18 protein-coding genes are annotated in these 26,917 nt (G+C 71.5%); 6 read left to right on the forward strand and 12 right to left on the reverse strand.

Annotated features, from left to right (window positions below; translation table 11 throughout):
* Positions 1-99: 99 nt before the first annotated feature.
* Positions 100-1,299 carry a tyrosine-type recombinase/integrase gene (locus MFF40_RS12795; RefSeq protein ID WP_238260764.1) on the reverse strand — a complete coding sequence of 400 codons (1,200 nt, stop codon included), beginning with the start codon at positions 1,297-1,299 and terminating at the stop codon, positions 100-102.
* Positions 1,300-1,763: 464 nt separating this feature from the next.
* Between MFF40_RS12795 and MFF40_RS12800 the strand changes: the two genes are divergently transcribed.
* Positions 1,764-2,474 (forward strand): L,D-transpeptidase, encoded by a 711-nt coding sequence (locus MFF40_RS12800; protein ID WP_238260766.1) that lies wholly within the window; start codon positions 1,764-1,766, stop codon positions 2,472-2,474.
* Between the two features lie 110 nt (positions 2,475-2,584).
* On the opposite strand, the gene MFF40_RS12805 is transcribed toward MFF40_RS12800, so the two are convergent.
* From MFF40_RS12805 to MFF40_RS12815, 3 genes are read right to left on the reverse strand one after another with little or no spacing between them, the layout of a single operon-like run.
* Positions 2,585-4,144, reverse strand: a complete 1,560-nt coding sequence (locus MFF40_RS12805) for a PhnE/PtxC family ABC transporter permease (protein ID WP_238260768.1) — start codon at positions 4,142-4,144, stop codon at positions 2,585-2,587.
* Positions 4,141-4,821, reverse strand: a complete 681-nt coding sequence (locus MFF40_RS12810; protein ID WP_238260770.1) for an ATP-binding cassette domain-containing protein — start codon at positions 4,819-4,821, stop codon at positions 4,141-4,143. Before MFF40_RS12810 ends, MFF40_RS12805 begins: the two co-directional genes overlap by 4 nt.
* Positions 4,822-4,836: 15 nt before the next feature.
* The gene (locus tag MFF40_RS12815) at positions 4,837-5,724 is read right to left on the reverse strand and encodes a putative selenate ABC transporter substrate-binding protein (RefSeq protein ID WP_147898644.1); all 888 of its coding nucleotides are present in this window, start codon (positions 5,722-5,724) and stop codon (positions 4,837-4,839) included.
* 329 nt (positions 5,725-6,053) lie between these two features.
* Here MFF40_RS12815 and selD point away from each other — a divergent pair, with 329 nt between their 5' ends.
* Entirely contained in the window at positions 6,054-7,106 is a 1,053-nt protein-coding gene (gene selD / locus MFF40_RS12820) for a selenide, water dikinase SelD (RefSeq protein WP_147856219.1), read from the forward strand.
* Positions 7,107-7,179: 73 nt separating this feature from the next.
* Here selD and senA read toward each other — a convergent pair whose 3' ends face one another.
* The gene (gene senA, locus MFF40_RS12825) at positions 7,180-8,481 is read right to left on the reverse strand and encodes a selenoneine synthase SenA (RefSeq protein WP_147898643.1); all 1,302 of its coding nucleotides are present in this window, start codon (positions 8,479-8,481) and stop codon (positions 7,180-7,182) included.
* 27 nt (positions 8,482-8,508) lie between these two features.
* On the opposite strand from senA, the gene senB reads away from it, so the two are divergent.
* Positions 8,509-9,468 (forward strand): selenoneine biosynthesis selenosugar synthase SenB, encoded by a 960-nt coding sequence (gene senB, locus MFF40_RS12830; protein ID WP_147898642.1) that lies wholly within the window; start codon positions 8,509-8,511, stop codon positions 9,466-9,468.
* Positions 9,469-9,503: 35 nt separating this feature from the next.
* On the opposite strand, the gene MFF40_RS12835 is transcribed toward senB, so the two are convergent.
* From MFF40_RS12835 to MFF40_RS12865, 7 genes are all read right to left on the reverse strand, one after another.
* On the reverse strand, positions 9,504-10,856 hold the full coding sequence (locus MFF40_RS12835) for a TAXI family TRAP transporter solute-binding subunit (RefSeq protein ID WP_147898641.1): 1,353 nt from the start codon (positions 10,854-10,856) through the stop codon (positions 9,504-9,506).
* Positions 10,857-10,911: 55 nt separating this feature from the next.
* Positions 10,912-12,261, reverse strand: coding sequence for an adenylate/guanylate cyclase domain-containing protein (locus MFF40_RS12840; protein WP_147856135.1), 1,350 nt, complete (start codon positions 12,259-12,261; stop codon positions 10,912-10,914).
* Positions 12,262-12,579: 318 nt separating this feature from the next.
* A complete protein-coding gene (locus MFF40_RS12845; protein WP_147856136.1) occupies positions 12,580-13,875 on the reverse strand; it encodes a family 16 glycosylhydrolase in 1,296 nt (431 codons plus the stop codon).
* 103 nt (positions 13,876-13,978) lie between these two features.
* A complete protein-coding gene (locus MFF40_RS12850; protein WP_147898640.1) occupies positions 13,979-15,295 on the reverse strand; it encodes an HlyD family type I secretion periplasmic adaptor subunit in 1,317 nt (438 codons plus the stop codon).
* Complete coding sequence (locus tag MFF40_RS12855) at positions 15,292-17,016, reverse strand: type I secretion system permease/ATPase (protein WP_147898639.1); 1,725 nt, start codon at positions 17,014-17,016, stop codon at positions 15,292-15,294. The genes MFF40_RS12850 and MFF40_RS12855 overlap by 4 nt, the downstream gene beginning before the upstream one ends.
* Before the next feature lie 75 nt (positions 17,017-17,091).
* The gene (locus tag MFF40_RS12860; protein ID WP_147898638.1) at positions 17,092-19,260 is read right to left on the reverse strand and encodes a hypothetical protein; all 2,169 of its coding nucleotides are present in this window, start codon (positions 19,258-19,260) and stop codon (positions 17,092-17,094) included.
* Between the two features lie 318 nt (positions 19,261-19,578).
* Positions 19,579-20,310, reverse strand: a complete 732-nt coding sequence (locus MFF40_RS12865) for a lysophospholipid acyltransferase family protein (protein WP_147898637.1) — start codon at positions 20,308-20,310, stop codon at positions 19,579-19,581.
* Between the two features lie 409 nt (positions 20,311-20,719).
* On the opposite strand from MFF40_RS12865, the gene MFF40_RS12870 reads away from it, so the two are divergent.
* The 3 genes from MFF40_RS12870 (at position 20,720) to MFF40_RS12880 (ending at position 26,861) form a co-directional block, all read left to right on the forward strand.
* Positions 20,720-23,143, forward strand: a complete 2,424-nt coding sequence (locus tag MFF40_RS12870; protein ID WP_147856571.1) for a PAS domain-containing hybrid sensor histidine kinase/response regulator family protein — start codon at positions 20,720-20,722, stop codon at positions 23,141-23,143.
* A gap of 140 nt (positions 23,144-23,283) precedes the next feature.
* Positions 23,284-24,810, forward strand: a complete 1,527-nt coding sequence (locus MFF40_RS12875) for an ATPase domain-containing protein (RefSeq protein WP_147856570.1) — start codon at positions 23,284-23,286, stop codon at positions 24,808-24,810.
* Entirely contained in the window at positions 24,807-26,861 is a 2,055-nt protein-coding gene (locus MFF40_RS12880) for an ATP-binding protein (RefSeq protein WP_147899415.1), read from the forward strand. The genes MFF40_RS12875 and MFF40_RS12880 overlap by 4 nt, the downstream gene beginning before the upstream one ends.
* Positions 26,862-26,917: the final 56 nt, after the last annotated feature.

The following is a 26,917-nucleotide window of genomic DNA, read 5'->3' on the forward strand; positions in this document are numbered from 1 at the left end:
GGCCTACACGGCCTACACGGCCTACACGGCCTACACGGCCTACACGGCCTACACGGCCTACACGGTCTGCACGGCCTACACGGTCTGCCCGAGTCGAACTTAGACGACTGCGGTAAACAGCCTTGGTGCGCCGTTTGCGATGAACTCTCTGCGCTTGGTGGCTAGCACCTTCGCGTAGGTCGTTTCGATCATTCGCACGCTAGTCCCACAATTTTCTGCCACCACGTTTAGGGGTACTCCTGCTTCGATAGCGCGTGAGATGTACGAGTGCCGTAGAGCGTAGAATGTGCCGGATGGGTCCAGCTTCGCCGTCAGCAACGCCCGCTTCATAGGTCGTACCTGATGGCTCGCGCCCCATGCACCACCATCGGCGCGTGGCAACAGCGGCATGTCCTTTTCGCGCCCGCCCGAGACACGTGAGAAGAACGTCACCGCTTCAGGCTGCAGGATGACGACGCGGGCTCCCGTCTTACCCTGGGGTACGTATAGGGTCTCGCCTATTGCATCGAAGTGGCGGACTTGACAGGCCGCAAGCTCGCCGTAGCGAGCGCCTGTTAGAAACCCAGCCGTCAACAGGTTACGGAAGCCCACGTCCTCACAGCCTGCAAGCAAACGTAGTACCTCTGCGGACGTAAAATGCACTTCGCGAGCTCGGCCGACGCGCTGGAATGGACGCACTAATCTCCATGCGCTGTCATCTGTAAGGCCGTTCGCTGGATCACCGACTGCGTGATTGAGCATTGCCTTGATGATACTCAGTACCCGGTTGGCGGTGTCCTGGCTGCGGCGGCGCTGCTCAGCATCGTCACCAGCCCAAACTAAAGAATCGCGCCAGGTTTCCAGCTGGCCGCGCGTCAGATCCTCGATGCGGTTTGAACCAAAACGAGGGATGAAAAGTCGTTCTATGCGCAGGCGAGCGTCGTAAGCCGTGCGCCGATTCCGGGCCTCCAGCCCTGCAAGGTATGCGTGAGCAGCTCCTTCGACGGTAAGCGGAGCTTTTGGAGCCCCCTCCCCCTTCTCGTTGCTTGCGAGAGCTTTGGCCCGTTGCTGCGCCTCCCAGAATGTGAGTACCTCCTGACCATTGCTGTCATCGAAATCGTCGGCCTGCCCGATCCGTTTGGTCCAGGATCCGCCCTTCCCGTCCGCGACCCGAAGCACCCATGTTCCAGCGGTCGCATTGCGGCGATAGCCAAGTGACACATTGGGTGCCACGCGAGCGAAGACAGGCTTTTTGGCTATTGGCAGGCGAAGGCGGCTAGTTCGAGTTTCGAGCTTGGATGAGCGAGCGTTCCGAGCCATGGTGTCCCGTCAGTGTCCCGTGGACATGCTCGGATAGTGCCATATCGAGCTGGACAAGCCAAACGGGATTATCGGGAATAAACTCGCAAAATCAACGTACTGGCTGGACATATCTGGACCGATTTGGACTGTCGTCTTTGCCCTTTCACGGCGAAAACACGGGTTCGATTCCCGTAGGGCGCGCCACTTCCTCACAGAGCGAAAACCCGGCACGGCTCCGACGAGCCTTGAGCCGGCGATGATCGCCACCGGCTTGGCCCTGCCTCCGATCTGCTGATCGCGTCCGCCTCCGACCTCCCCCGGTCGCCGCATCCGCGCGCCGAACAGGCTTGGCCATACTCTCGACGTAATAGCCGCGCTTCCAGGCGGACAGGCGTTGCCAAGCTCAGTCGAGCCGGGCGCGCGATTGGTATAGGCCGTGGGCGTGACCGTATCGGGCCGCGGCTCATGGGAAGTCCGGGATCATGATCATGGACGGTCGGGGCGCCGAGGGCGGCGACGGGGATGCGGTCGGCCTGCGCGGGGGGCAGGCGGGGTTTCTCAGCCGCCGGTCGTTCCTGGCCGGCTCGGCCGTCGGCCTGGGCGCGCTCGGGCTCGGCGGCTGCGCGACATCCGATGGCCTGATCCTGGCCGAGGCGGCCAAGATCTACGGGCCGATGCCCGACGAGAGGTTCCCGATCCCGGCGGCCGACATCCTCAAGGTCGACCCGAAATATTTCCGCCAGACGGTCCGCTACGACACCAAGGAGGCGGCCGGCACGATCGTGGTCGATCCTCGCAACTTTTACGTCTATCGCGTCGAGGGCGACGGATCCGCCACCCGCTACGGGGCCAATGTCGGCCGCGACGGGTTCCTGTGGAGCGGCGACGCCTATGTCGGCCGCAAGTCCGAATGGGCGACCTGGACGCCGCCCAAGGAGATGATCAAGCGCCAGCCCGAGGCCGCCAAATACGCCCGCGGCATGCCGGGGGGCCTCGACAACCCGCTCGGCGCCCGCACGCTCCATCTCTACCAGAACGGCGCCTACACGCTCTACACGATCTACGCGAGCAGCGACCCCGAGACGATCGGCTCCGGCATCACGAGCGGCTGCGTCGGCCTGCTCAGCCAGGACATGATCCACCTCTACGCGCGCACGCCGGTCAAGACGAAGGTGGTGGTCCTGCCGGCTTGAGGGGCTTGTCGGCCCCGGGTCGATCCATCCGGATTCCCCGGCCCTGCCGGCGGCGCTCCGCGTCGCGGCCGGTCGCCCCCTCGCGGCAGCCGTAAAGGGGCGCGAGCCCGTCAGGAGCAGGCCGTCCGGAGGGGCGGGGTCGCGGCGGATCCGTGCCGCGGCGCGGAGAGGCGGATCGGCAGGTCGGTGAGGCGCAGGGACCGGCGCAGGGTCCTGGACAGCGCATCCACCAGCATGGTCAGGACGGCGGTCGCCACGATCAGCAGCACGGCGACGTCGAGGCGCAGCTCCGAGATCGCGGCGTCGACGTAGAAGCCGAGCGTCGCCACGCCGAGGATGCCGAAGATCGCGCTCTCGCGCAGGATCAGCTCCCAGCGGTACAGCAGGTAGGCGAGGAACTGCCCGTAGAGCCGCGGCACCGTCTCGTAGCTGTAGAGGTTCAGGCCCGTCGGGGCGTCGGCACGGTAGGCGAGGTCGTCGGCGTGGCGCCCCATCAGGTAGCCGACGATGCCCGCGTTGTGGATCGTCAGCGCCAGGATCGCCGGCAGCATCGACGGCCCGAGCAGCTGCAGCAGCACGTAGGCCAGCATGTATTCCGGCGTCGAGCGCACGATCACGAGCAGGACGCGCCCGAAGGGCTGGCCGATCGGCCCCGCGAACCGGCGCGAGGCCAGGGGGAACAGCAGCAGCGCGCCCAGCGCGGTGGCCACCAGCGCGATCTGCGCCAGCACCAGGGTCTGGACGGCGCCGGGCAGGATCTGCTGGGTGAGGATCGGCCGGAACCAGAGCCCGAGCCGGCTCCAGGTCGCCGGGTCGAGGAGCGCGCCGGACCGGAGCGGGCTCGGGACGATGTCGTGCGTCACGAAGCGTTCCAGGCTGGAGAGCCAGTGCGTCGTCCCGACGGTTCGCGGAAGGGCGAGCACGCTGACGATGAGAAGCAGAGGCAGGGTCGAGAGCCGCATCCAGAGACGGCGCGAGCCGATCAGGGCGTAGAACACGAGGAGCAGGGCGCCGGCCTCGGCGTAGCGGCCCTGCCGGAAGGCGGATTCGAGGTAGAAGCCCATGGTCGGCAGGCCGATGAAGCCGAGCACCAGGGTCGAGCGCATGGCGCACTCGAACCGGTAGAGCGTGTAGTGCCGAAAGGCCGCGGCGACATCCGGAAGACGGCCGTACGCGAAGGCCGAGAGGGCGCCGGTCCCCTCGGGCAGAACCCGCAGGGCCGACAGGTCGGCCTCCTCCATGATCTCGGAATAGACTTTGGCGCAGATCCCCGCATAGGGCAGCGCGATGGCGAGGATGCCGGTGAGGGCCGACAGGCCGAACACCTGCATCAGGAGCAGCGCCCAGAACAGCTCGTGCACGGAGCGCAGGCCGGCGCAGACGAGGCGCACGCCCCGGACCCTGGCGAACGGAATGGCCAGGACGAAGCCGGCCCCGGCCCCCGCCGTCACCCCGAGGATCGCGAACGCGACGGTGTACACGACGCTCCAGATGTCCACCGCCAGGAAGTCCGGACGGATCAGGCCGCCGAGCAGGCGCTGGAGGTCGGCCCAGGGATGCAGGCTGCTGACCGCGAGGTCGGCCGCCAGGAGCGCAGCCAGCGCACCCGCCGCGAACCAGCGCGTCACCGCCGCGTAGCCCCAGCCGGGGATCCGGCGCAGGGCGCTCACCGGGCTTGACCGTAGAACGGGGCGAGGGCCGCCTCGTCGAGGTCGCGGGCGGGCGCGTCGAGCACGATGCGCCCGGCATCGAGGACCACGATCCGGTCCGTGTGCGCGAGGGCCAGGGCGATGTCGTGGAGCGCCAGCACCAGGGTCCGGTGGCGCCTGGCCAGCCGCTCCAGGACGAGGCCGCCCTGCGTGCGGTCCAGGGCCGAGACCGGCTCGTCCCCGATCAGGATCGGGCGCCCGTTGTAGAGCGCGCGCGCCACCGAGACGCGCTGCTGCTGCCCCCCCGACAGGGCGCCGGCCTTGGCGTGGAGCTCGCCGGCGAGCCCGATCTCCCCGAGGATGCCTCGGATCTCGGCCAGGTCGGCGCGGGCCGGAAACGCCAGGGTGCGCAGGTTGTGCAGGGTCGAGCACCGGTCGAGCCGGCCCATGTAGACGTTGTGGAAGACCGACAGGGTCCGCACTAGGGCCGCCGCCTGCGGGATCAGCGCGGTGCGGGCGCGCGCCTGGGCGTGGATGAGCCCGAGCAGGGTAGATTTGCCCGCCCCCGAGCGGCCCATCAGGGCGACCCGCTCGCCGGCCCGGATGGTCAGGTCCACCCCGAACAGGACCGGCTTGCCGTCATAGGCCGCCTGGGCGCCCGACAGCACGATCTCCGGCTCGGCTCGGGATGCGGTCACCGCGCTGCGCTCGCGTCAGTCGAGCAAGCCCGTGGATTTCGCCACGCGCTCGATCGGCTCATAGGCGGCGTTGGTCACCGGGATGAACTTCGAGCGGGCGAAGGGCGCCAGGATCGCCGGATCGGTGATGCCGACGAGGGCCGCCTGCAGCCTCTCGGTGAAGCCGGCGCCGTAGATCGCGTCGACATCGCCCCGCACGGTCCACTGGTAGTCGGGAAACGGCGGGCTCTCCCAGATGATGCCGACGGCCGTGTGATCGACCTTGCCGGCCTTGTCGTCGAGGTCCCACACCGAGTAGTCGACCGCCCCGACCTCGAAAGCCCCAGACTGGACGAGCTGGATCGTGCGGGTGTGGTCCCCGGAGAAGCCGACGCGGGAGAACGCCTCCTCGGGCGTCTTGCCCGGGAACGCCGCGCGGATGAAATACTCCGGCATCAGGCGACCCGAGGTCGAGGCGCGCGAGCCGAACGTGAACGTCTTGCCGGCGACCGCCTTCGGGAAGTCGGCCGACTTCGCCAGGCCGGTCTTCGTGTTGGCGATGAGGTAGGTCTTGAACGCCGCGTCCTCGGCGCCTTGCGCGATCGCCTGCGCACCGGGCGAGGCCTTGCGCGCCTGCACCCCGGTGAAGCCTCCGAACCACGCGAGCTGAACCTGGCCGTTGGTGAAGGCCGTCACCGCCGCCGGGTAGTTCTTCACGGGGATGTACGTCACGGGCACGCCGAGCTTGCCCTCGAGATAGCGCGCGACCTTGCCGAAGCGCTCCACGAGGCGGCTCTCGTCCTGGTCGGGAATGCCGGTGAAGACGAAGGCCGGTTTCGCGCGCTCCTGCGCGACGGCGCCGCCGGATGCCGCGAGCCATCCCAGTCCCGCCAGCAACGCCCCGTTCAACGTCCGTCTCAGCATCGCCGTCCCCACCCGTGTTCCGACACTCTAACACCCTCAAGCGGAGGCCGATGTCCAATCAATTGACGGCTCATGCGGGCGTTAGATCACCGAATCGAACGCCCATTCTGTCGAGGATGGATCTTGCGGGACGATGCCGTGTGCGTACGGGCCGGACGGAGGCGGCGCACGCTGCGGTCCTGCACCGATCCGGGCGGGCCGGGTGGCGGGTGCGACGCGCCCGCACCGTGCCATCCTGACGGCCGTCTGTACCGGATCCCCGCCTTTGTCTGCTAGGACCCGTGGTTAACCCTCCGTTGTCACAGCGCGCGATGCCACAGGATTCAGCCATGGATACGCCTCCGCCGGTCCGCCTCACCAGCCTCGCCCATGGCGGAGGCTGCGGCTGCAAGCTCGACCCGGCGGTGCTGCGCACGCTGCTGGCCGACCAGCCGGTGGCCGGTCCGTTCGAGCGCCTGCTCGTCGGCAACGAGACGGCCGACGACGCGGCGGTCTGGGCGCTGGATGACGGGACCTGCCTCATCGCCACGACCGACTTCTTCACGCCGATGGTGGACGATCCCCACGATTTCGGTCGGATCGCCGCCACCAACGCGATCTCCGACGTCTACGCCATGGGCGGCAAGCCGATCCTCGCGCTCGCCATCCTGGGCATGCCGGTGGGCAAGATCGCCCCCGAGGTCGTCGCCCGGATCCTGAAGGGCGGGGCCGCCACCTGCGCCGAGGCGGGCATCCCGATCGCGGGCGGCCACTCGATCGATACCCCGGAGCCGATCTACGGCCTGGCGGTGATCGGATTGTGCGACCGTACCCGCATCCGGCGCAACGCCGACGCGCGCGCCGGCGACGTGGCCATCCTGACCAAGCCGCTCGGCGTCGGCATCTACTCCGCCGCGATCAAGCGCGAGGCCCTCGACGCCGCGGGCTATGCCGACTTCGTCGCCACCACGACGCGTCTCAACAGGGTCGGGGCGGATCTGGCGGGCGATGCGGAGGTCCACGCCATCACCGACATCACCGGTTTCGGCCTCCTCGGGCACGGGCTCGAACTCGCCCGCGGCGCCGGCCTGACCTTCGTCGTCGCGGGCGGCGCGATCCCGCTGCTGCCCAGGGCCGAAGCGCTGGCGCGGGACGGCTTCGTCACCGGGGCATCGCACCGCAACTGGGCGAGTTTCGGCGGCCAGGTCACCCTGCCCGCGGACCTGCCGGACTGGCGCCGCCACATCCTCACCGATCCCCAGACCTCGGGCGGCCTCCTCGTGACCTGCTCGCCCGGTCGTGCCGAGGCGATCCTGGCCCAGGTCCGCGCCGCGGGCTTCGCGCAGGCCGCCATCGTCGGGCGGTTCGAGGCCGGCCCCCCCGGCATCCGCGTCGAAGCCTGACGGCGCACGGGGCGGCCTCGGCCTTGTCTGGGCCGCCTGCACCGAACCGGGATCCAGTGCGGCGGCGAGCGTCCTAAAGCGCCACCGTGCGGAAGCCGGCGAACACGTCGCGGCGCTCCGGGCCGAAGAAGTTGCGATAGCCGGTGTCGACCATGCGCGAGCGGGTCGCCCAGGCGCCGCCGCGCAGGACCTTGCGCGTTCCGAAGGCGGGTTCCGAATACGCCTTGTAGGCGTCGGGCGCGAAGCCGGGAAAGGGCAGGAAGGGGCTCGCGGTCCATTCCCAGACGTTGCCGAGCATCTGCCGGCAGCCCCAGGCGCTGTCGCCCGCGGGGTAGGCGGCGACGTCGACGCAGCCGAGATGGCCGCCGTCGAGATTGGCGCGGTCGGCCGTGGGCGGGGCATCGCCCCAGGGATAGCCGCGCTTGGTGCCACCGAGCGTCCCATCGCGCGCCGGCGCGCCGGCGGCGGCGGCCTCCCATTCCGCCTCCGTGGGCAGGCGCCGGCCGGCCCAGCGGCAATAGGCGTTGGCCTCGTGCCAGTTGACGTGGACGACCGGCTCGTCGGGCGCCAGCGGCGCGTCTTGGTCGAACCTGCGGACGGTCCAGTCCCGCGCCCCGTGACGCGTCCAGTAGGCCGGATGCGCGGCGCCGCAGCCGTCGCGCCAAGCCGCCCCGTCCGCGTCCCAGTGGGCGTCCGCGCGGTAGCCGCCATCCGCGACGAAGGCCGCGAACTCGGCATTGGTCACCGGCGCGCGGGCCATGCGGAACGGCGCGACCGGCACCGGATGCGCCCATTTCTCGTTGTCGAACACGAAGCCGCCGGGCTCGGATCCGAGCCGCCAGGTTCCCCCGCCCACGGTGACGTCGCCGGGCCAGGGGCCGGTTCCCGTGGACCGGGCGGTGGCCGACGCGGCGAAGGCCGGCGCGGGATAGCCCAGCGTCTGGCGCGTGTACGTGAAGGCCTCGTCGTGCATGTCCTCGTGGAAGGTGACGAGCTGGTAGAGGTCGGCCTCCTCGCGCGTCGGCTCGCGATCGGCCAGACGCCGGATCAGGGCTTCGTGGACCCGGGCCATGTAGCCCAGGGTCTCCGGCAGCGCCGGCAGCGGGATCGACCAGCGCGTCGCGTGCGGCACCCGGGCGGAATCGTAGAGCGTGTCCGCCTCGGCCATCAGGGGCGGCTGCCCGTCGAGCGCTCTCAGGATGAAATGCTCGTGGAACCAGGCGAGATGCCCGATTTCCCACAGGAGCGGGTTCACGATATCTGACTTCGGCCCCATGAGGCGGTCACGATCGAGGCCTGCCACCAGTTCGAGCGTTCGCGCCCGGGCATCCTGCAGCATGGTCACGAGGTCGGCAGCGGAAACCGGTGCGCGCATCAAACGTCCTGGAAGCCTGTCGAGACCATGAAGATCAGTCTCATCACGCCGGCTGCGAGGATGTCCCGCGCCGGAAATCGGACAACGGCGACCCGCTGGGCGCGCATCCTCGGCGATCTCGGACATCAAGTCGAGGTGACGATGGCCTACGGGGAGGATGCGGATGCCGATCTGATGCTCGCCCTGCACGCCTGGCGCAGCGCCTTGTCCATCGCGCGCTTCAAGGCCCGCCACCCCGACCGGCCGCTGGTGGTCGCCCTGACCGGCACGGACGTCTACCACTATCTCGCGGCGGACCCCGAGCCGACGCTGCGTTCGCTCGACCTGGCGGACCGCCTGATCGGCCTCCACGACCTGATCCCCGCCGCGCTTCCGGAGCGCCACCGCGGCAAGCTCGACGTCGTGTTCCAGTCCGCCCTGCCGCGGCGACGGCGCTGGCCGGTATCGGAGGCGGCGTTCGAGGTCCTCGTCGTCGGGCACCTGCGTGCCGAGAAGGACCCGTTCCGCGCCGCCCGCGCCGTCCGGCGGCTTCCGGCCCGGTCCCGCATGCGCGTCGTCCATCTCGGAGGGGCCTCCGCGGAGGTCTGGGCGGCCCAGGCGCGCGCCGAGATGGCCGACAACCCGCGCTACCTGTGGCTCGGCGACCGGCCGGGATCCCTGGTGCGGCGGTGGCTGACCCGGGGGCGCGTCATGGTCCTCAGTTCTCTCCAGGAGGGCGGTGCCAACGTGGTGTCGGAAGCCCTCGTGTCCGGCCTGCCGGTGATCGCCTCCGACATCCCCGGCACGCGCGGCCTGTTGGGGCCGACCTATCCCGGCTATTTCCCGGTCGGCGACGAGGCCGCCCTGGCCGCCCTGCTCCTGCGCGCCGAGGAGGAGCCCGGGTTCCTGGACAATCTGGCCGCGTGCGGCGCGGCCCGGGCGGACCTGTTCGCGCCGGCCCGGGAGCGCGAGTCCCTCCGGCGCGTCGTCGCGCGCTGCCGCCCGTAGCGCCCCGCTCCGGCACCCCCGCCATCCCGGCCCGGTCAGTCCGCGGCGGCAGGGCGGCGCAGGTCCGCGATCGTCGCCCGGGCGGTGTCGAGGGCGATGGCGACGGCCGACATCGTGGCGGCGTCGGGGGCCCGCTCGCGGGCGTAGCGGACGGCGTCGCCGGCCAGGCGGTCGACCTCGCGGGTCAGCCCGGCGGTCGCCGCCGGATCCTGGGCCGCGCGGGCCTGCTCGGTGATCTCCAGGAGCCGCTCCACGATCTCGTCGATGTGCTCGCGGCGCAGGCCGGCCAGGCGCTGCCGGATCCAGGCCAGGACCGAGACCAGGCCGCCGGCCAGCGCCCCCAGCAGGTAGAGCGTGTCGCCGTAGCGCTCGACGAAGCCGTGCTGCTCGCGCTCGTAATAGTCGATCGCCCCCGGGTGGATCGGGATCCGGGCGCTCGTGGCCGCCACGGTGGTCTCGTAGGACGGGGCCTGGACGTAATCCGCCGCCTCCGTGGCGTTGGCCGCCTCCGTGCGCTTCTCGAACAGCTGCTGGGTCAGGTCGGCCGCGACGGCACGGCTGAGGGATGCGCGGGCCATCAGCCGGTAGGAGGCGCCCACCGTCTTCACGTCGTCGGCCGGCAGCTTGGGCCGGCCGCCGAACAGGCCGCCCGGGATGGCCACGGCCTGGAGCTTGGGGAAGCGTTCGATCACGGCGTCGTCGTCCGCCACGGCGACGAACGCGACCTTGCCGCCGCGCGCCACCGAGCGGACCGCCGCGACCAGCTCGAGCGCCTTGGGCGCGGAGGGCGCGATGATGCTGATGAAGGCGTCGATCCGCTTCTCGCGCAGCGCCCCGGCCACGCCATCCTCGCCGACCGGCACGAGCACGACTGCGCGGTCGCCCGGTCCGGTGCCCGCCGCCGGCTCCAGCGTCAGGCCGTAATAGCCGAGGAGGCTCTTGAGCAATCCGATATCGGCGTCCCGGTGCGTGCCGATGCCGACCCGCTTGCCGGCCAGGTGCGGGAAATCCGTGATGCCGGCCTGCTCGGGCGAGGCGATGATCATCGCCTGGTCGCGCAGGATCGCCAGGGTGAGCCCGTTGGTCGGCAGCAGCACGTCGGGCCGGACCACCGCCAGGTCGGCCCGCCCGTCCTGCAGGGCGGCGGCACTCTCGCGCACGTCGTCGAAGGCGAGGATCCTGAGGCGCAGGCCGGTGCGGCCCGATTCCAGCGCGTCCGCGTAGGCCTTGATCAGGCCGGGCTCGGTGCCGTCCCGGGGCGCCACCGCGACGGTGAGTACGGTCGCCTGCAGGAGATACCAGGCGGCCAGGGCCGCCATGCCGAGGAGCATCACGGCGCCGCCCAGCAGGGTCTCGCGGCGCAGAAGCCAGGACAGGTTTCTCGGCATCGGCCTCTCGGTTGGTCACGGCCGCGCCGCTTGCCGGCGCGGCTCGAAAGCGCGGCTACAGCGCCAGTTCCGGGAGCGGATCGACGTCGCGCAGGCGGGCCGGTGCGGGCTCGGCGTGGCCCGGCGGCTCGACGGAAAAATAGGCCATCGGCTCCCGGCGGCCGCGCAGGGGCTCGCGGCTGACCTCCCGCCAGACCGCGGTGGCCGGGCCTGCGGCCCGCCGGACCGCCTCCGAGGCCAGGATCGGCACGCCGTGGACCTTGGTCGCCTGCTCAAGGCGCGCGGCGACGTTCACGGTGTCGCCCAGCACGGTGAACTCGTAGCGGGCCTCCTCGCCGATGATCCCGCTGAACACCTCGCCGCAATGGAGGCCGATCCCGATGCGCACCGTGGCGTCGTGCTCGCCCTTGCGGTTCCAGCGGGCGATGGCCTCGACCAGGTCCCCCGCGAAGGCCACCGCTCGGGCGGCGTCGTCGCCCTGCGCCTCGGGCAGGCCGAACACCACCAGGGCGCCGTCGCCCAGGAACTTGTCGACCACGCCGTTGTGCAGCCGGGCGGTCCGCATCACCCGGCGCCGGAACGCGGACAGGAAGGCGGAGAGCTGCTGCGGGTCGAGGCGCTCGGCCAGGGCGGTGGAGCCGCGCATGTCGACGAAGGCGATGACCGCCTGCTGCCGCCGGCCCGCCCGCAGGCTGCCGTCGTCGTCGGCCAGCCGCGAGACCAGTTCCTGCGGCAGGAAGCGCGACAGCCGGCGGCGGCGCCCCGCCTCGCGCATGGCCGACACCGCGAACAGGATCAGCACCAGGACCAGCGCGGCCAGGGCCGCCCAGATCAGCAGCGCGATCCGGGAGACCGCCGCCTGGCGCTGCTCCATCAGGGCCGTCTCCTGGGCCTCCATCCGGCGCACGACCGTGCGGATCTCGTCCATCAGACGGCGCCCGCTCCCCTCCCGGACGAGGGTCCGGCTCGCCTCCGCGTCGCCGCCCCGGTACAGGTCGATGGTGGTGGCGAGTTCGCCGAGCTTCTCGCGGATCAGCAGGATCAGGCCGTCGAGTTCGGCGCGCTGGCCGTCGTCGTCCCGCAGGAGGTCGCCCAGGCGGGCGAGTTCGCCGTTGACCTTGGAGCGGCCGGCCCGGAACGGCGGCAGGAAATCCTCGTCTCCGGTGAGCAGGTAGCCGCGCTGCCCGGTCTCGGCGTCCTGCACCGCCGACAGCACCCGGCCGAGGCGCCCCTCCACGGCCAGGGCGTGACGCACGGCCTCGCTGCCGCGCTGCTGGTAGACCGAGGCGCCCACAGCGATGCCCAGCATGGCCAGGATCACCGCGAGGCCCGCGATCATCCGATCGACGGTCTTCGAGCGCCGGGGCAGTTGCTCGATCACGTCCAGGGCGGTCCGGGCGGTCACGGCGTGGCCGTGCGGGCGAGGGCTGCGTGGGAGCGGGCTGCGCAGGATCGGCTCACACGCACGCCGGCGATCCCGCCGGCCGGAGCCGCTGGCCGTATGGGCTCGCGCATGGTCGCGCTCCGCGCCGCGGGCACAGCGATCTCCTGTCTCGATGGGGTCGGCGGCCGATCCGGACCGGGCCGATGGGTGGAACCGCCAGCACAAAAGGCGGCCCCGGCGATTGTTCCCGCCGCATCGGGCAAACATCACGGACGACAGCGGTTTTCAGGCCCTGCTGCCGCAATCGTGATCCGATCGGGCCCTCCCCCTCCCCGGCCGCTATAGGCCGAACATGCTCTGGGTCGGGGCGTGGAGCGTGAAGGCATGACCCTCGTCGATCCAGCCGGTTCCGGCGTGGCCCTGCTCGATATAGGTGATCTCCGCGGTGCTCGACGCGTAGTAGTGGCGGCCGCTCTCGGTGTTGACGAACCGCTCGATGTTCATGGCGGCCGATCCGGCGGCGGACGGATCCGTGTAGGCCTCGAAGGCGACGCCGTCGTAGCGGTAGCCCGAGCCGGAGCCGATCAGGCCGTCCCGCTCGGCGGCGCTGGCGGTGTAGAAATGGTCGCCGGTCGCCGCGTTGGTGAAGTGGAACACGTCCGCGGTGCCGGCCGCGTCGGTGGGCGCCGCCCAGCCGACCCCCTGATACGCGTAGGCCGTCTGGGAACTCTGCAGCGTGTCCCGCTCCGCCGTGCTGGCCGTGTAGAGGTGCTGGCCGGTGGACGCGTCGTAGAAGTGGAAGACCGGCTCCAGGCTCGCCGCCGCACCGGTCGGGCTGGCCTGGTAGGCGCGCAGGTAGTCGATGTTCATGTGGGCCGGGAACGGCGTCGTCGCGTCGGCGTCGCCGGGCCACGTGCCGCCGACCGCGAGGTTGGCGATCATGTACATCGGCTTGTCCAGGCTGGCCGGCGTCGGCGTGCGGTAGACCTCCTGGCCGTCGAAGTAGAAGGCGAGGCTGTCGGGCCCCCAATCCACCCCGTAGGTGTGGAAGCCCTCGCTCATGTCGGCGACCTGCGCGGTGCCCTGGCTCAGGGTGTGGTCGCCGGCGGTCTGGCCGGGCGCGAGGCTGTGGACGCTGGTGTAGAGCGTGTCGGGGTCGTGCCCGAGCATCTCCATCACGTCGATCTCGGGGGGCCAGGAGCCGTCCTTGGCCAGCAGCCAGAAGGCCGGCCACATCCCCTGCCCGGCCGGCAGCTCGGCCCGCATCTCGAAGTAGCCGTAGGTCTGGCTGAAGCTGTGGGACGTGTTGATCATCCCGGACGTGTAGGGCTGGCCGCCGAGGTCCGGGAGCAGCGCCGGGTCGGACGGCGCGGCCGTGATGGTCAGGATGCCGTCATGGACGCCGAACGGGTTCGGCAAAGCCGCGCCGCTCCCGCCGACGAGATGGTCGGCGCGAAGGTACCATTCCTGCTCCTGGTTGAACGGCCGCGTCCCGGTCGCCGTGACGTAGCTGCCCCATTGCGGCCCGCCCGCCGTGTCGAGGCCCGAGGTCCCGTTCCAGAGGTCGAGGGTGTCGAACTCGGCGCTGTAGGTCAGGGTCGCGGTCTGCGCGAGGTTGTTGGGGTCGATCGGCATCGTGGCTGGCCTACGGTTCTGCCGGATCCTGCGGGATCAAGCCCTGTATGCAATCAGGGGTTGCAAAATCCCTGCCGATCGGCGGCGAGGACGCCGGACGGCCCTATTTCTCGCGGAATGCCCGGCGCGCCTGATCGACCAGGGGCTTGGTGAGGTACGACAGGACGGTCCGGTCGGCGGTCCGGATGAAGGCCTCCACGGGCATGCCGGGCATCAGCTTGGCGCCGTCGAGGCGGCTCAGCTCGTCCTTGGTCACGCCCAGGCGCACGAGGTAGTAGAAACTGCCGGTCCGCTTGTCCTCGCTGACATCGGCGGCGATCCGGGTGACCCGGCCGTTGAGTTCCGGCGTGGTCCGCTGGTCGAAGCTCGGGAAGCGCAGGCCCGCGGCCTGGCCGGTCTGCAGCCGGTCGATGTCCTGGGGCGCGACCCGGACCTCGGCCACCAGGGAATCGGCGTTCGGCACGATCAGCATGATCGGTTCGCCCGGGGAGATCACGCCGCCGCGGGTATGGACAGCCAGCTCGTGGACGTAGCCGGTCTGCGGCGAGCGGATCTCGATGCGCTGGAGCTGGTCGAAGGCTGCGATCCGCTGCTCGGTCAGGGTCGCGGCCTTGGCGCGGTTCTCGGCCAGCTCCTTGGCGACGTCGCTGCGCAGGTTCTGCTCGAGCTGGATGATCTGCAGCTCGGTCTCCGAGACCTTGCCCTTGGCCTGGGCGATGTTGGCCACCAGGACCCCGCGTTCGCCCTTGAGCCGGGACATGTCGCGCTGCAGGCTGGTGAGCCGGGTCAACTGGATCAGGTTCTTCTTCCAGAGATCCTCGACGCCCTCGTATTCCCGGCCGATGATCGTGGTCTCCTGCTCCTTGGCGGCGGCCTGCTCGACCAGACCCTTGATCTCCTCGCGCAACTGGCCGATCCGCTCGCGCAGCTGCGCCTTCTGGCCCTGGAGCGCGTCGCGGCGGAAGCGGAACAGCTTGCGCTCGCCGTCGACGATCCGGGCGACGTCGGGCCCGGCCCCGGCGAGGTCGGCCGGGAAGGCGGGCTCGTCGCGGCCGTCGCGCTCGGCCTCCAGCCGGGCGTTGCGGGCGGCGATCTCCCAGAGGCTCTTGGTGACGCTGTCGTAGGTCGCCCGGGTGGTGGTGGCGTCGAGGCGGACCAGCAGGTCGCCGGCCTGGACCCGGGCGCCCTCCTGGATCGGCAGTTCGGCGACCACGCCCCCGGTGGGGTGCTGGACCTTCTTGATGTTGCTCTCCACCACCAGGGAGCCGGTGGCGATGATCGCCCCGGACAGTTCCGTGGCGGCCGTCCAGGCGCCGGTGCCGGTGGCCAGCACGATCACCGCGGCGACGCCGACGACGTGCCGCCGCAGCGAGCGCCGGGTCTCGCGGGTCGGGTCGATGGAGGCCTGGTCCCGCGTCATGCGACCCTCGTGGGTGTCTGCCGGGTCAGGGCGCCCAGCTGCGCCAGGACCTCGTCGCGGGGCCCGTGCAGGCGCACGCGGCCCTCGCCCAGGACCAGGATGCGGTCGACGGCGGCCAGCGCGCTCGGCCGGTGGGCGATCACCACCACGATGCCGCCCCGGGCGCGCACGCCCTGCACGGCGGCCGACAGGGCGCGGTCGCCGTCGACGTCGAGGTTGGAGTTCGGCTCGTCGAGCACCACCAGGAACGGGTCGCCGTAGAGCGCCCGCGCCAGCGCGATCCGCTGGCGCTGGCCCCCCGACAGGCCGAGTCCGCCGGCGCCGACCCGGGCGTCGTAGCCGCCCGGAAGCCGCAGCACGACCTCGTGGACGCCCGCCGCCTTCGCGGCCGATTGCAGGGCCTCCGGGTCCGGCGCCGGGTCGAACCGGGTGATGTTCTCCGCGATGGTGCCGTCGAACATCTCGATGTCCTGCGGCAGGTAGCCGACGGCGCGGCCGAGGGCGTCGGGATCCCACTGGTCGATCGCCGCGCCGTCGAGGCGGATCACCCCGCGGACCGGCCGGGCCAGGCCGACGAGCGCGCGGGCGAAGGTGGACTTGCCCGAGCCGCTGGCGCCGATCACCCCGAGCGCGCTGCCGGGGGCCAAGGCGATGTTGACGTCGTGCAGGATCAGGCTGTCGGTCCCGGGGGCGGCGATCGACAGGGCGGTCACGCGCACGCTCTCCCGGGGCGCCGGCAGGGGCGTCAGGGCCTCCGGCTCCCGCCGGGGCAGGAACGCCACGAGCCGGCTCCAGGCCTGCCGGGCGGCCGAGAACGACTTCCAGTTGGCGATGGCGAGGTCCACCGGCGCCAGCGCCCGGGCCGACAGGATCGTGGCGGCCAGCATGACCCCGGCGGTGGCCTCCTCGCGCACCACCAGGTAGGCGCCGAGCCCCAGGATCCCGGATTGCAGCACCGTGCGCAGCAGGCGCGCCACCGCGCCGAAGCCGATGGCGAGGTCGTTGCCGTAGGTGGCGACGTCGAGGTTCTTGCGGGTCCGGACCTGCCAGAGGTCGGCCACCCGCGACCGCATCCCCAGCGCGCAGAGCAGCGGCGCCGTCCGGTGCGCCATGTCGGTGAAGGACCGGCGCTCGCCGGCGACCCGCACGGTCTCCCGGGTGGTCTCGGCGGAGGCCCAGTCGGTCAGGACCGTCAGCACGCACAGGAACAGGGCGCCGGCCGCGATCGCCGCCCCGAGCCAGGGATGGAACAGGAAGCAGACCGCGATGTAGAGCGGCACCCAGGGCAGGTCGAAGAAGGCGGTGAGCGCCATGCTCGACACGAAGCCCCGCACGGTGTCGAGGTCGCGCAGCGCCTGGGGGCCCTCGTCGCCGCGCGGCGTCTCGGAGCCGCGCGCCAGCAGGGTCCGGAAGATCCGCGGGCCGAGGCGCTCGTCCACCAGGCGGCCGAACCGCGACAGGATCCGGGCGCGGAAGACCTCGAACACGCTCTGGATCACGAACAGCATCAGGGCGATGCCGGCGAGCCCGACCAGGGTGGCGATGCTGCGGCTCGGCAGCACCCGGTCGTAGACCTGCAGCATGAAGATCGGGGCGGTCAGCATCAGCAGGTTGATCAGGCCGCTCACGATCATCACGGTGATCAGGGCGGTGCGCCCGGCCCCGATCGCGGCCCAGAATTCCCGGCGCTTGGCAGCACGCAACACGCGTTCGTCGGTCAACGGACTGTCCCCCGGAGCCTTGCTCCACGTCCACCAAAAAAGCCCCCGCCGCGTCGGCGGCGGGGGCTCCGGCCGTCAGAGGCCGAGCAGGTGCAGGCCGCCCGTGGCCGAGTGCGGGGTCGGGTCGGTGTGGTGGACGTCGGCATGGCTGCCGAGGTCGATCGTGACGATCCCGAGATCGAGGCTCGCCCCGTGGGAGCCACCGGCGTCCCCGGCACCGGCGGGCGCCGTCGAGGCCGGGCTCAGGATCTGCCCGACGAGGGAATCCGCGCCTCCGCCGCCGCTCTGCGGCAGCAGGATGCTGTCGCCGGAGAGCAGGCTGGCGGTGGCCAGGCTCGGCTGGTCGGCCCCCACCGCGATGGCGCTCGCCTGGACGGTGTGGGCCGGATCCGCGGCCGGGGTGAGCACGGCCGCGTTGGCCAAGGGCGTCGCGCTGGTCGGGCCCGCGGCCACGTCGATCAGCGGGTGGGTCCCGGTGCCGGCATCGCCCGAGCCCCCGCCGGTCAGGCCGCCCAGCAGGCCGCCGACCGGGTTGCCGCCTGCGCCGCCCTCCGTGGCGCCCAGGACCGAGGTCACGGTCCCGAGCACGCCATCGAGCGGACCCGTGCCGCCCTGGCCGCCGGCGGCGCCGGAGAGAGCCCCGGTCACCGACCCCAGGACGCCGCCGGCCGCATCGGCGACCTGCCCGACATCGCCGGCGACCTGCCCGATCGCGGGGGCCGCGTTGCCGCCCAGAACCGCGCCGGGCAGGTTGACCACGTCGGTCAGGAGATTGTGCGCCTCGCCGAGCTCGCCCAGGCCCACATTGGTGCCGAGGTTGATCACGGCGTGGAGCGGCTCGTTCAGGATCGCCACGTCGTGGCCGGTCTGCTCCAGCACCCCGTGGATGCCGTCGATCACGCCGTTGGCGAGCCCGGCCACGGGCTGCAGCGGCGCGTTCGGTCCGAGCAGGGGGCCGATCCCATCCGCCTGGCCTCCACCGGCGAGGCCGCCGAGCAACCCGTCGAGGGGCGTTCCGCCGTGCCCGCCGAGCAGGCCATCCACCGCCGAGGTCACGGGGGCGAGCAGGCTGCCGCCCGGCGCCCCGGCATCGCCGCCGAGCCCGCCGAGGATGCCGGTGACGCCGCCGAGCAGGCCGCCGGCCGCGTGGGTCACGGCGCCGACATCGTTGAGGATCGGCGACAGCGCCCCGAGCCCCTGGCCGCCCAGCAGGTCGCCGGGCAGGGCCGCGACGTCGGTCAGGAGATTGCCGCCCTGCCCCAGATAGCCGAGGCCGAGGGTCTCGCCGAGATTGGTCAGGCCGTGGAGCGCGTCGTTCAGGAGCGGCACCCCGTGCCCGAGATTCTCGAGGGTCGCGTGGATGTCGAGCACCGCGGTGTTCGCCAGGTTGGTGACGGGGGCCAGCAGCCCGTCCGACGAGAGCAGGCCGCCGGCATTGGCCGCGCCGGTGATCGAGCCGACCAGGGTGTCGGCCGAGCCGAGGACGTGGCCGAGATCGGACAGGACCGGGCTGGCCGAGGCGAGCCCGCCGCCGGTCAGGAGCGATCCGGGCAGGGCCAGCGTGTCGGTCAGGAGGTTGCCGCCCTGACCCAGATAACCGAGGCCGAGTGTCTCGCCGAGAGCCGTGACCGCGTGGACCGGCGCATTGAGCACCGACACCTGATGGCCGGCATCCTCCAGCGTCGTGTGCAGGTCGAGGACGGCCTGGTTGAGGATGCTGGTCGCCGGGCTGAGGATTCCGCCGGCCCCGACGAGGCCGTTGCCGCTCGCCGGCACCGCCGTGACCGATTCGAGCAGCGTGCCGGCGGCCGTGGCGACGGCACCGGCATCGCTCAGCAGCGACGGGATCGCGCCGGATCCTGTCGGGTTGGCGACGGCGCCCGTCAGGTCGGTGATCAGGTTGCCGGCCTCGCCGATATGGCCGAGGCCCACGGTCTCGCCGAGATTGGTCAATCCGTGCAGCGGCCCGTTCAGCGGCGCGACCGCGTGGGCGAACCCCTCGATCTGCGCGTGGGTGTCGAGCACGATCTGGTTCGCCGTGGCGCTGACCGTGTCCGGCAGCGCCGATCCGCCCGAATCCGCGGAGCCGTTATCGACGGTGCCCTCGATGATCGAGGCGATCGGGCCGAGGCTCGCGAGCTGGCCGGTGGAGAGGGCGGTCGTGGACAGGAGCGCGTCGGGGCCGACGAGCCATGCGAGGGAGCGCGAAGCGGGGCTGAGGATGGCGGCGGGAGAGAGCGACATGAACACCTCCGGGTTCATCAAGTAACCATTTGTGCAACTGTGGGTTGCAAATCCAGGCGTCGGTAGGGAATACCGAGACGATCGGTATTCGGTGGATCGCGTCTGTTGCGAAAACACGCTTGCGGGGGGGCGATCCGGCCGATCGCGCCGATCCGCTGATCGAAGACCGTGATTGCCGTCGTCTAAAGTCCGGCCGACAGGTGAGAGCTGATCGTCGCCCACCCGAACAGCTTGCTGGTGGTGGCTCGCGATGTAGTCAGCGGCTCCCGTGCCGCGGGAGGCGCGCGCAGCCCTGATTGTTCGGGGCGGGGACGGGGGCTAACGCCGCCCCTGCGCGTCGGCCGGACGCCAGCGGTCGAGTTCGCGGTCGATCGCGCCCTCGGTGCCGCGCAGGAACTCCGCGGCCGGCAGGCCGGGCGCGAGGGCGGCGAGGTAGCTCACCACGATCGTGCCGGCCCGCGTGGCCATGCCCCGGGGCCAGAACAGGCCGGAATTCACCGCGACTGGCACCACCGGCAGGCGCAGCCGGCCGTAGAGCAGTTCCACGCCGCGCTTGAACTGCAGCGGGTCGCCGGCCCGGCCCCGCGTGCCCTCCGGAAAGATCAGCACCGAGCGGCCCGCCGCGACGGCGGCCTGACTGCCCTCGATGATCGCTCGCAGGGCCTGCGTGCCGTTGGCGCGGTCGATCACGATCATCGGCGAGCGCCGCAGGAACCAGCCGACCACCGGGATCGCCAGCAACTCGCGCTTGGCCACGATGGCCACGTCCGGGACCAGCACCAGGAAGGCCAGGGTCTCCCAGGTGGATTGGTGGTTGGCCACGAGCAGGCAGGGCTCGTTCGGGATGTGCTCGCGCCCCTCCTCGACGTAGCGCAGGCCGACGATCCCGTGCAGGCCGGCCAGGACCCCGCGGGCCCAGAGCCGCGCCGCCGTGCGGACCGGCCGCGCCGGCGCCCCGGCGAGCGCCAGGACGACCAGCGGCGCGACGAACAGGGCCGTCCAGGCGGTCCAGTAGGCGACGAACAGGAGGGAACGGGCGTGCTGCGCCAAGGTCGGGCCTCACTTAGGGCCCGGGGCGGGGCGGGGGTGGTTCAGGGGGCATAGCGCCTCGCGGAGCGGGGCGCACGGCAATTCAGACCGGCTCGAAAGCCGCAGGTACCCGCGGGTGCCGGCCAGGGCCAGTATTTCCCCCTCGCCGCGCGCGCAAGTCCGTCGATCCGGATCCGGGTTCCGGATGGAGACTTGGCGCCGCCCGCCGCAGGGGCGACAAGGGCCGGGCCCGGCAGCCTTCGGCGCCGAGTCGAGAACGGCCGCCGCCGAGCGGCGTTGTTGCACGGCGCAGGCGGGCGCGAGTGCCAAGGAGACCGGGTTGGCGAGGGTGACGGGGCGTTCGGAGGACGGGGAGGCAGGTTGGGACGGTCCGGCTCTGGCCGCGGGCGGCGGCGCGGCGGGCGCCGTCATGCGCGCGTTCGACTGGTCGTCCTCGCCGCTGGGCCCGCCCGAGCGCTGGCCCCAGTGGCTGTCGGCCGCCGTGAGCCTGATCCACGGGTCGGGGTTCCCGATGTTCGTGGCCGTCGGGCCGGCGCTGGGCCTCCTCTACAACGACGCCTACGCGGATGTCCTGGGCAGCAAGCATCCGGCCGCCATGGGTGCGCGCCTCCGGGACGTCTGGGCGGAGATCTGGGCCGACCTCGCGCCCCTCGTCGAGGCGGCGATGGCCGGCGAGGCGACCTGGGTCGAGAACCGGCCCCTGGTCATGAACCGCCACGGCTACGACGAGGAGACCTGGTTCACCCTCTCCTGCGCGCCGCTCCGGGACGCGGACGGCGCGGTGGCCGGGGTGTTCTGCACCTGCACGGAGACCACGGCCCGGATGCGGGCCGAGACCGCGCTCCGGGAGAGCGAGGCGCGGTTCCGCAACATGGCCGACCACGCCCCGGTCATGATGTGGATGACTGGGGTCGACGGAGCCTGCACCTATCTCAACCGGCGCTGGTACGAGTACACCGGCCAGACCATCCCGGAGAGCCACGGCCTCGGCTGGCTCGACGCCGTGCATCCGGACGACCGGGATTCGTCGGGCCAGGCGTTCCTGGAGGCCAACGCCCGGCATGGCGCCTTCCGGGTGGAGTACCGCCTGCGCGGCGCCGACGGCCGCTACCGCTGGTTCATCGACGCGGCCCAGCCCCGCCTCGGGGAGGATGGCGGCTTCCGCGGCTATATCGGCTCGGTCACCGACATCCACGACCGCAAGGCCGCCGAGGAGCGCCTGGTCGAGACCTCGCGCCGCCTCGACGCCATCCTCAACAACACCTCGCAGGCGATCTTCCTGATGGATGAGCGCCAGCACTGCAGCTACATGAACCGCGCCGCCGAGACGCTCACCGGCTTCGCCCTGGAGGAGACCGAGGGCCGCGCCCTGCACGACGTGGTCCACCACACGCGGCCGGACGGATCGCCCTACCCGCTCTGCGAATGCCCGATCGACCAGGCCTTCCCGGAGAACGAGCGCGAGCAGGGCGAGGAGGTCTTCGTCCACAAGGACGGCTCGTTCTATCCCGTAGGCTTCACCGCGAGCCCGATCCGGAACGAGCGCGGCGAGCCGATCGGCACGGTCATCGAGGCCCGCAACATCGAGGAAGAGCTGCGCGCCAAGGCCGCCCTGGAGGCGTTCAACGCCACCCTGGAGCGGCGCGTGGCCGAAGAGGCCGCCCGGCGCGAGAAGGTCGAGGAGGCCCTGCGGCAGTCGCAGAAGATGGAGGCGGTCGGGCAGCTCACCGGCGGCATCGCCCACGACTTCAACAACCTGCTCACCGGCATCTCGGGCAGCCTGGAGCTGCTGCAGACGCGGATGAGCCAGGGTCGGATGACCGACCTCGACCGCTACATGACCGCCGCCCAGGGCGCGGCCAAGCGGGCGGCGGCGCTGACTCACCGCCTGCTCGCCTTCTCGCGCCGCCAGACCCTCGACCCCAAGCCCACCGACGTGAACGTCCTGGTCCACGGCATGGAGGAGCTGGTCCGCCGGACCGTCGGCCCGTCGATCCATATCGAGGTCGTCGGCTCGGCCGGCCTGTGGCCCGCCCTGGTCGATCCCGGCCAGCTCGAGAACGGGCTCCTGAACCTGTGCATCAACGCCCGGGACGCCATGCCGGAAGGCGGGCGCATCACCATCGAGACCGCCAACCGCTGGCTCGACGACCGCGCCGCCCGGGAGCGCGACCTGCCGCACGGCCAGTACCTGTCGCTCTGCGTGTCCGATACCGGGACCGGCATGCCCCCGGAGGTGATCGCCAAGGCCTTCGACCCGTTCTTCACCACCAAGCCCATCGGGCAGGGCACCGGGCTCGGCCTGTCGATGATCTACGGCTTCGCCCGGCAATCGGGCGGGCAGGTGCGGATCTATTCCGAGGTCGGTCAGGGCACGACCGTGTGCCTCTACCTGCCGCGCTTCCATGGCGACATCGCCGCCGCGGTGGCGATGCCGGATCCCGCCGCGGCGCCCCGGGCCGAGCAGGGCGAGACGGTCCTGATCATCGACGACGAGCCCTCCGTGCGGATGCTGGTGACCGAGGTCCTGGAGGATCTCGGCTACATGGCCATCGAGGCCGCCGACGGCCCGTCCGGGCTGAAGGTCCTGCAATCGGACGTGCGGATCGACCTGCTGATCACCGATGTCGGCCTGCCGGGCGGCATGAACGGCCGGCAGGTGGCCGATGCCGCCCGCGAGACCCGTCCCGGGCTCAAGGTGCTGTTCATCACCGGCTATGCCGAGAACGCCGCGGTGGGCAACGGCTACCTGGACGACGGCATGCAGGTCCTCACCAAGCCCTTCGTGATCGAGGCGCTGGCCTCGCGCATCCGGGACATGATCGAGACGTGAGGCCCCCGCGCTGTCCCGCGGCGCACGGGCGCCTCACGGCTGCTGCGGCGCCGGCGGCACTGACAAGGCGTGGCGCGGCCGCTACCGTGCGCGCGGCACCGGGGCGCGTGGGACCGCGGGGGGAAGCGTAGAGCAAGCCGATGACCGATACCGAAACGGCGTTCCCGGCCGGTCCGGCGCCGCGAATCTCGACGGGCGTTCCCGGTCTGGACGACATCCTCTGCGGCGGCCTGACCCCGAGCCGGCTCTACCTGCTCGAGGGCACGCCCGGAACCGGCAAGACCACCCTGGCGCTCCAGTTCCTGCGCGCGGGCGCGGCCCGGGGCGAGCCGACGCTCTACGTCACCCTGTCGGAGACCGGCCAGGAGCTCCGCGCGTCCGCCGCGACCCACGGCTGGTCCCTCGACGGCATCGAACTCTACGAGCTCGTCAACGAGATGGGGCTCGACCCCGACAGCGAGCAGTCGATCCTCCACCCGTCCGAGATCGAGCTCGGCGAGACCGTCCGGGAGGTCATCGCCCGGGTCGAGGCGCTGAAGCCCGAGCGGGTCGTGTTCGACTCGCTGTCGGAGCTGCGCCTGCTGGCCCAGAACCCGCTGCGCTACCGCCGCCAGATCCTGGCGCTCAAGCAGTTCTTCGCCAAGCGGGCCTGCACCGTGCTGATGCTCGACGACCGCACCTCGGAGACGGGCGACCTGCAGCTCCACAGCATCGCCCACGGGGTGGTCTCGCTGGAGCAGTCCCCGCGCGAGTTCGGCTCCGAGCGCCGGCGCCTGCGCATCGTCAAGATGCGGGGCATCAAGTACCGGGGCGGCTACCACGACTTCCTGCTTGAGACCGGCGGTATCCTGGCGTTCCCGCGCCTGATCGCGGCGGAGCACCACACGCCGTTCGACGCGACGGCGCGCTCCACGGGCTCGGACGCGCTCGACCTGCTGCTCGGCGGCGGACTGGTGCCCGGCACCAACACCCTGCTGCTCGGCCCCTCCGGGGTGGGCAAGACCACCATGGCCATCCGCTGCATGCTGACCGCCCTGGAGCGCGGCGAGCGGGGCACCTACTACCTGTTCGACGAGGGCCTCGCGACCCTGCTCGCGCGGTCGGCGACCCTTGGCATGGACCTGAGCCCGCATATCGCGGCCGGGCGCCTGACGATCACGCAGATCGACCCGGCCGAACTCTCCCCCGGGGAGTTCTCCAGCATGGTCCGGCAGGGCGTGGAGGAGCGCGGCTCCAGCGTCGTCGCGATCGACAGCCTGAACGCCTACCTGCACGCGATGCCGGGCGAGGAGTATCTCATCCTGCAGATGCACGAGATGCTGAGCTACCTGAACCAGCAGGGCGTCACGACGCTGCTGGTCCTGGGGCAGCACGGGGTCATCGGCGAGGTCCGCACCGACATCGATCTCAGCTATCTCAGCGATTCGATCCTGCTGTTCCGCTTCTTCGAAGCCAAGGGTGAGGTCCGCACGGCCCTGTCCGTGGTGAAGAGCCGGGTCAACGCGCACGAGCGCACCATCCGCGAGATGAAGCTGTCGGCGCACGGGATCCAGGTCGGCGAGGCCTTGGCCGATTTCGAGGGCGTGCTCACCGGCCTGCCCTCCTACCGCGGCACGGTGGCGATGCTGAGCGGCGACGACGCGCCCGCCGGCGGCCGCGCCCCGTGACGGCGTCGGCGCAGGACGAGACGCGCGTCCTGATCCTGGCGCCGCGCGGGCGCGACGCCGCGGTGGTCGAGCAGGTGCTCGCCCGGGCCGGCACGCCGGCCGCAATCTGTCCCGATCTCCCCGGCTGGATCGACGCCCTCCGGACCGGGGCCGCCGCGGCGCTGGTCACCGAAGAGGCCCTCGGGGAGACCGGGCCGCCGGACCTGTTCGCGTGGCTCGAGGCGCAGCCCGCCTGGTCGGATTTCCCGTTCATCGTGCTGGCGACCCGCCAGCTCGGGCACCGCTCCCAGCGCGCGTCCCAGCTCCTCGCCCGGCTCGGCAACGTGGTCCTGCTGGAGCGCCCGATCAACGCCGAGACCCTGGTCAGCGCCACGGCCGCGGCCCTGCGGGCGCGCCGTCGTCAATACCAGGCGCGCGAGCGTCTCCTGGAGCGCGAGCGCGACCGGGAGCAGCTCAGACTCGCCAACGAGGGGCTGGAGCGGCGCGTGGCCGAGCGGACCCGGGAGGTCGAGACCGCCCACGAGACCCTCGCCTTCGCCCTCGACGCCGCCGGCATGGGATCCTGGGACCTCGATTACGGCACCGGCGCGTCCCGGCGCTCGCCCCGCTTCGACACCGTGTTCGGCTACGACGCGCCCCAGGCGTTCTGGAACCGGGAGACCTTCCTGGCCCACGTCGTCGAGGAGGATCGGGCGGGCGTCGACCGGGCCTTCTCCGCCGTCGGATCGACCGGCCGGCTCGATCTGGAATGCCGGATCCGCCGGGTCGACGGGGCGGTGCGCTGGATCGCCCTGCGGGGACAGGTCAAGTCCTACGCGGCCGGCACCGCGACCCGGATCGCCGGCATCCTGATGGACCGCACCGACCAGCACGTCACCGAGGAGGCCCTGCGCCAGGCGCAGAAGATGGAGGCGATCGGCCAGCTCACCGGCGGCGTCGCCCACGACTTCAACAACCTGCTCACCGTCATCGTGGGCGGGCTCGACATGGTGCTCCGCCGGCCGGAGCAGGTCGATCGGGTCAAGCGCCTCGCGGAGGCCGCCATGGGCGCGGCCCGGCGGGGCGAGCAACTGACCCAGCAACTCCTGGCGTTCTCCCGCCGGCAGATGCTGCGGCCGCAGACGCTCAATCCCAACCGCCTGCTCCTGGATTTCCGGCCCCTCGCGGAACGGGCCGCCGGGGGCGCGGTGGAGCTCGCCTTCGACCTCGACCCCGCCCTCGATCCGATCCGCATCGACCCCGCACAGTTCGAGGCCGCGGTGCTCAACCTGATCGTCAACGCCCGCGACGCCATGGAGGGCCGGCCGGGTCACACCCGGATCGCCGTCACGAGCCGCAACGTCCATCTCGGCACCGGCGCGGTGACCGAGAAAGGCGTGGCGCCCGGCCCCTACGTGCTGGTCTCGGTCACCGATACCGGCGCCGGGATCCCGCCGGACAAGCTCCAGCGGGTGTTCGAGCCGTTCTTCACCACCAAGGAGGTCGGCAAGGGGACCGGGCTCGGGCTCAGCCAGGTCTACGGCTTCACCCGCAGTGCCAACGGCTTCGTCGACATCGCCTCCGCGGTCGGGGCCGGCACCACCGTGAACCTCTACTTCCCGCGCTCCACCGACCCGGCCGACGAGGAGACCGGGGCCGGCGCGCTGCGGACGATTCCCCTGCGCCGCGCCGGCGAGGGCGAGACCGTGCTGCTGGTCGAGGATGACGAGCAGGTGCTCGGCATGGCGGTGGAGAGCCTGGAGGAGCTGCGCTACCGGGTCATCATCGCCCGCAACGCCGCCGAGGCCTTAGACCATCTCCGGGGCGTGGAGCGCATCGACATCCTGTTCTCGGACGTGGTCATGCCGGGCGGCATGAACGGCTCGCAGCTCGCCGTCGAAGCCCAGCGGATGCGCCCCGGGATCAAGGTGCTGCTCACCTCGGGCTATGTCGCCAATCTCGACGAGGGCCAGGTCATCGGCCACGGCGAATTGCCGGTCCTGAACAAGCCCTACCGCCGCGACGAACTCGCCCGGTCCCTGCGCCTCGTGCTCGGCGGCGAAGGACGCTGAACCCCGATCACGAAAAACCCGGTCCGCGCGAGCGGGCCGGGTTTTTGGTGGTGGTC

The organism is Methylobacterium mesophilicum, assembly GCF_022179445.1.
GTDB lineage: Bacteria > Pseudomonadota > Alphaproteobacteria > Rhizobiales > Beijerinckiaceae > Methylobacterium > Methylobacterium mesophilicum.

Coding starts and splice junctions, on each gene's coding strand:
- MFF40_RS12795 (WP_238260764.1), bottom strand. CDS start 1,299: ATGGCTCGGAACGCTCGCTCATCCAAGCTCGAAACTCGAACTAGCCGC.
- MFF40_RS12800 (WP_238260766.1), top strand. CDS start 1,764: ATGATCATGGACGGTCGGGGCGCCGAGGGCGGCGACGGGGATGCGGTC.
- MFF40_RS12815 (WP_147898644.1), bottom strand. CDS start 5,724: ATGCTGAGACGGACGTTGAACGGGGCGTTGCTGGCGGGACTGGGATGG.
- selD (WP_147856219.1), top strand. CDS start 6,054: ATGGATACGCCTCCGCCGGTCCGCCTCACCAGCCTCGCCCATGGCGGA.
- senA (WP_147898643.1), bottom strand. CDS start 8,481: ATGCGCGCACCGGTTTCCGCTGCCGACCTCGTGACCATGCTGCAGGAT.
- senB (WP_147898642.1), top strand. CDS start 8,509: ATGAAGATCAGTCTCATCACGCCGGCTGCGAGGATGTCCCGCGCCGGA.
- MFF40_RS12835 (WP_147898641.1), bottom strand. CDS start 10,856: ATGCCGAGAAACCTGTCCTGGCTTCTGCGCCGCGAGACCCTGCTGGGC.
- MFF40_RS12845 (WP_147856136.1), bottom strand. CDS start 13,875: ATGCCGATCGACCCCAACAACCTCGCGCAGACCGCGACCCTGACCTAC.
- MFF40_RS12850 (WP_147898640.1), bottom strand. CDS start 15,295: ATGACGCGGGACCAGGCCTCCATCGACCCGACCCGCGAGACCCGGCGC.
- MFF40_RS12860 (WP_147898638.1), bottom strand. CDS start 19,260: ATGTCGCTCTCTCCCGCCGCCATCCTCAGCCCCGCTTCGCGCTCCCTC.
- MFF40_RS12870 (WP_147856571.1), top strand. CDS start 20,720: ATGCGCGCGTTCGACTGGTCGTCCTCGCCGCTGGGCCCGCCCGAGCGC.
- MFF40_RS12875 (WP_147856570.1), top strand. CDS start 23,284: ATGACCGATACCGAAACGGCGTTCCCGGCCGGTCCGGCGCCGCGAATC.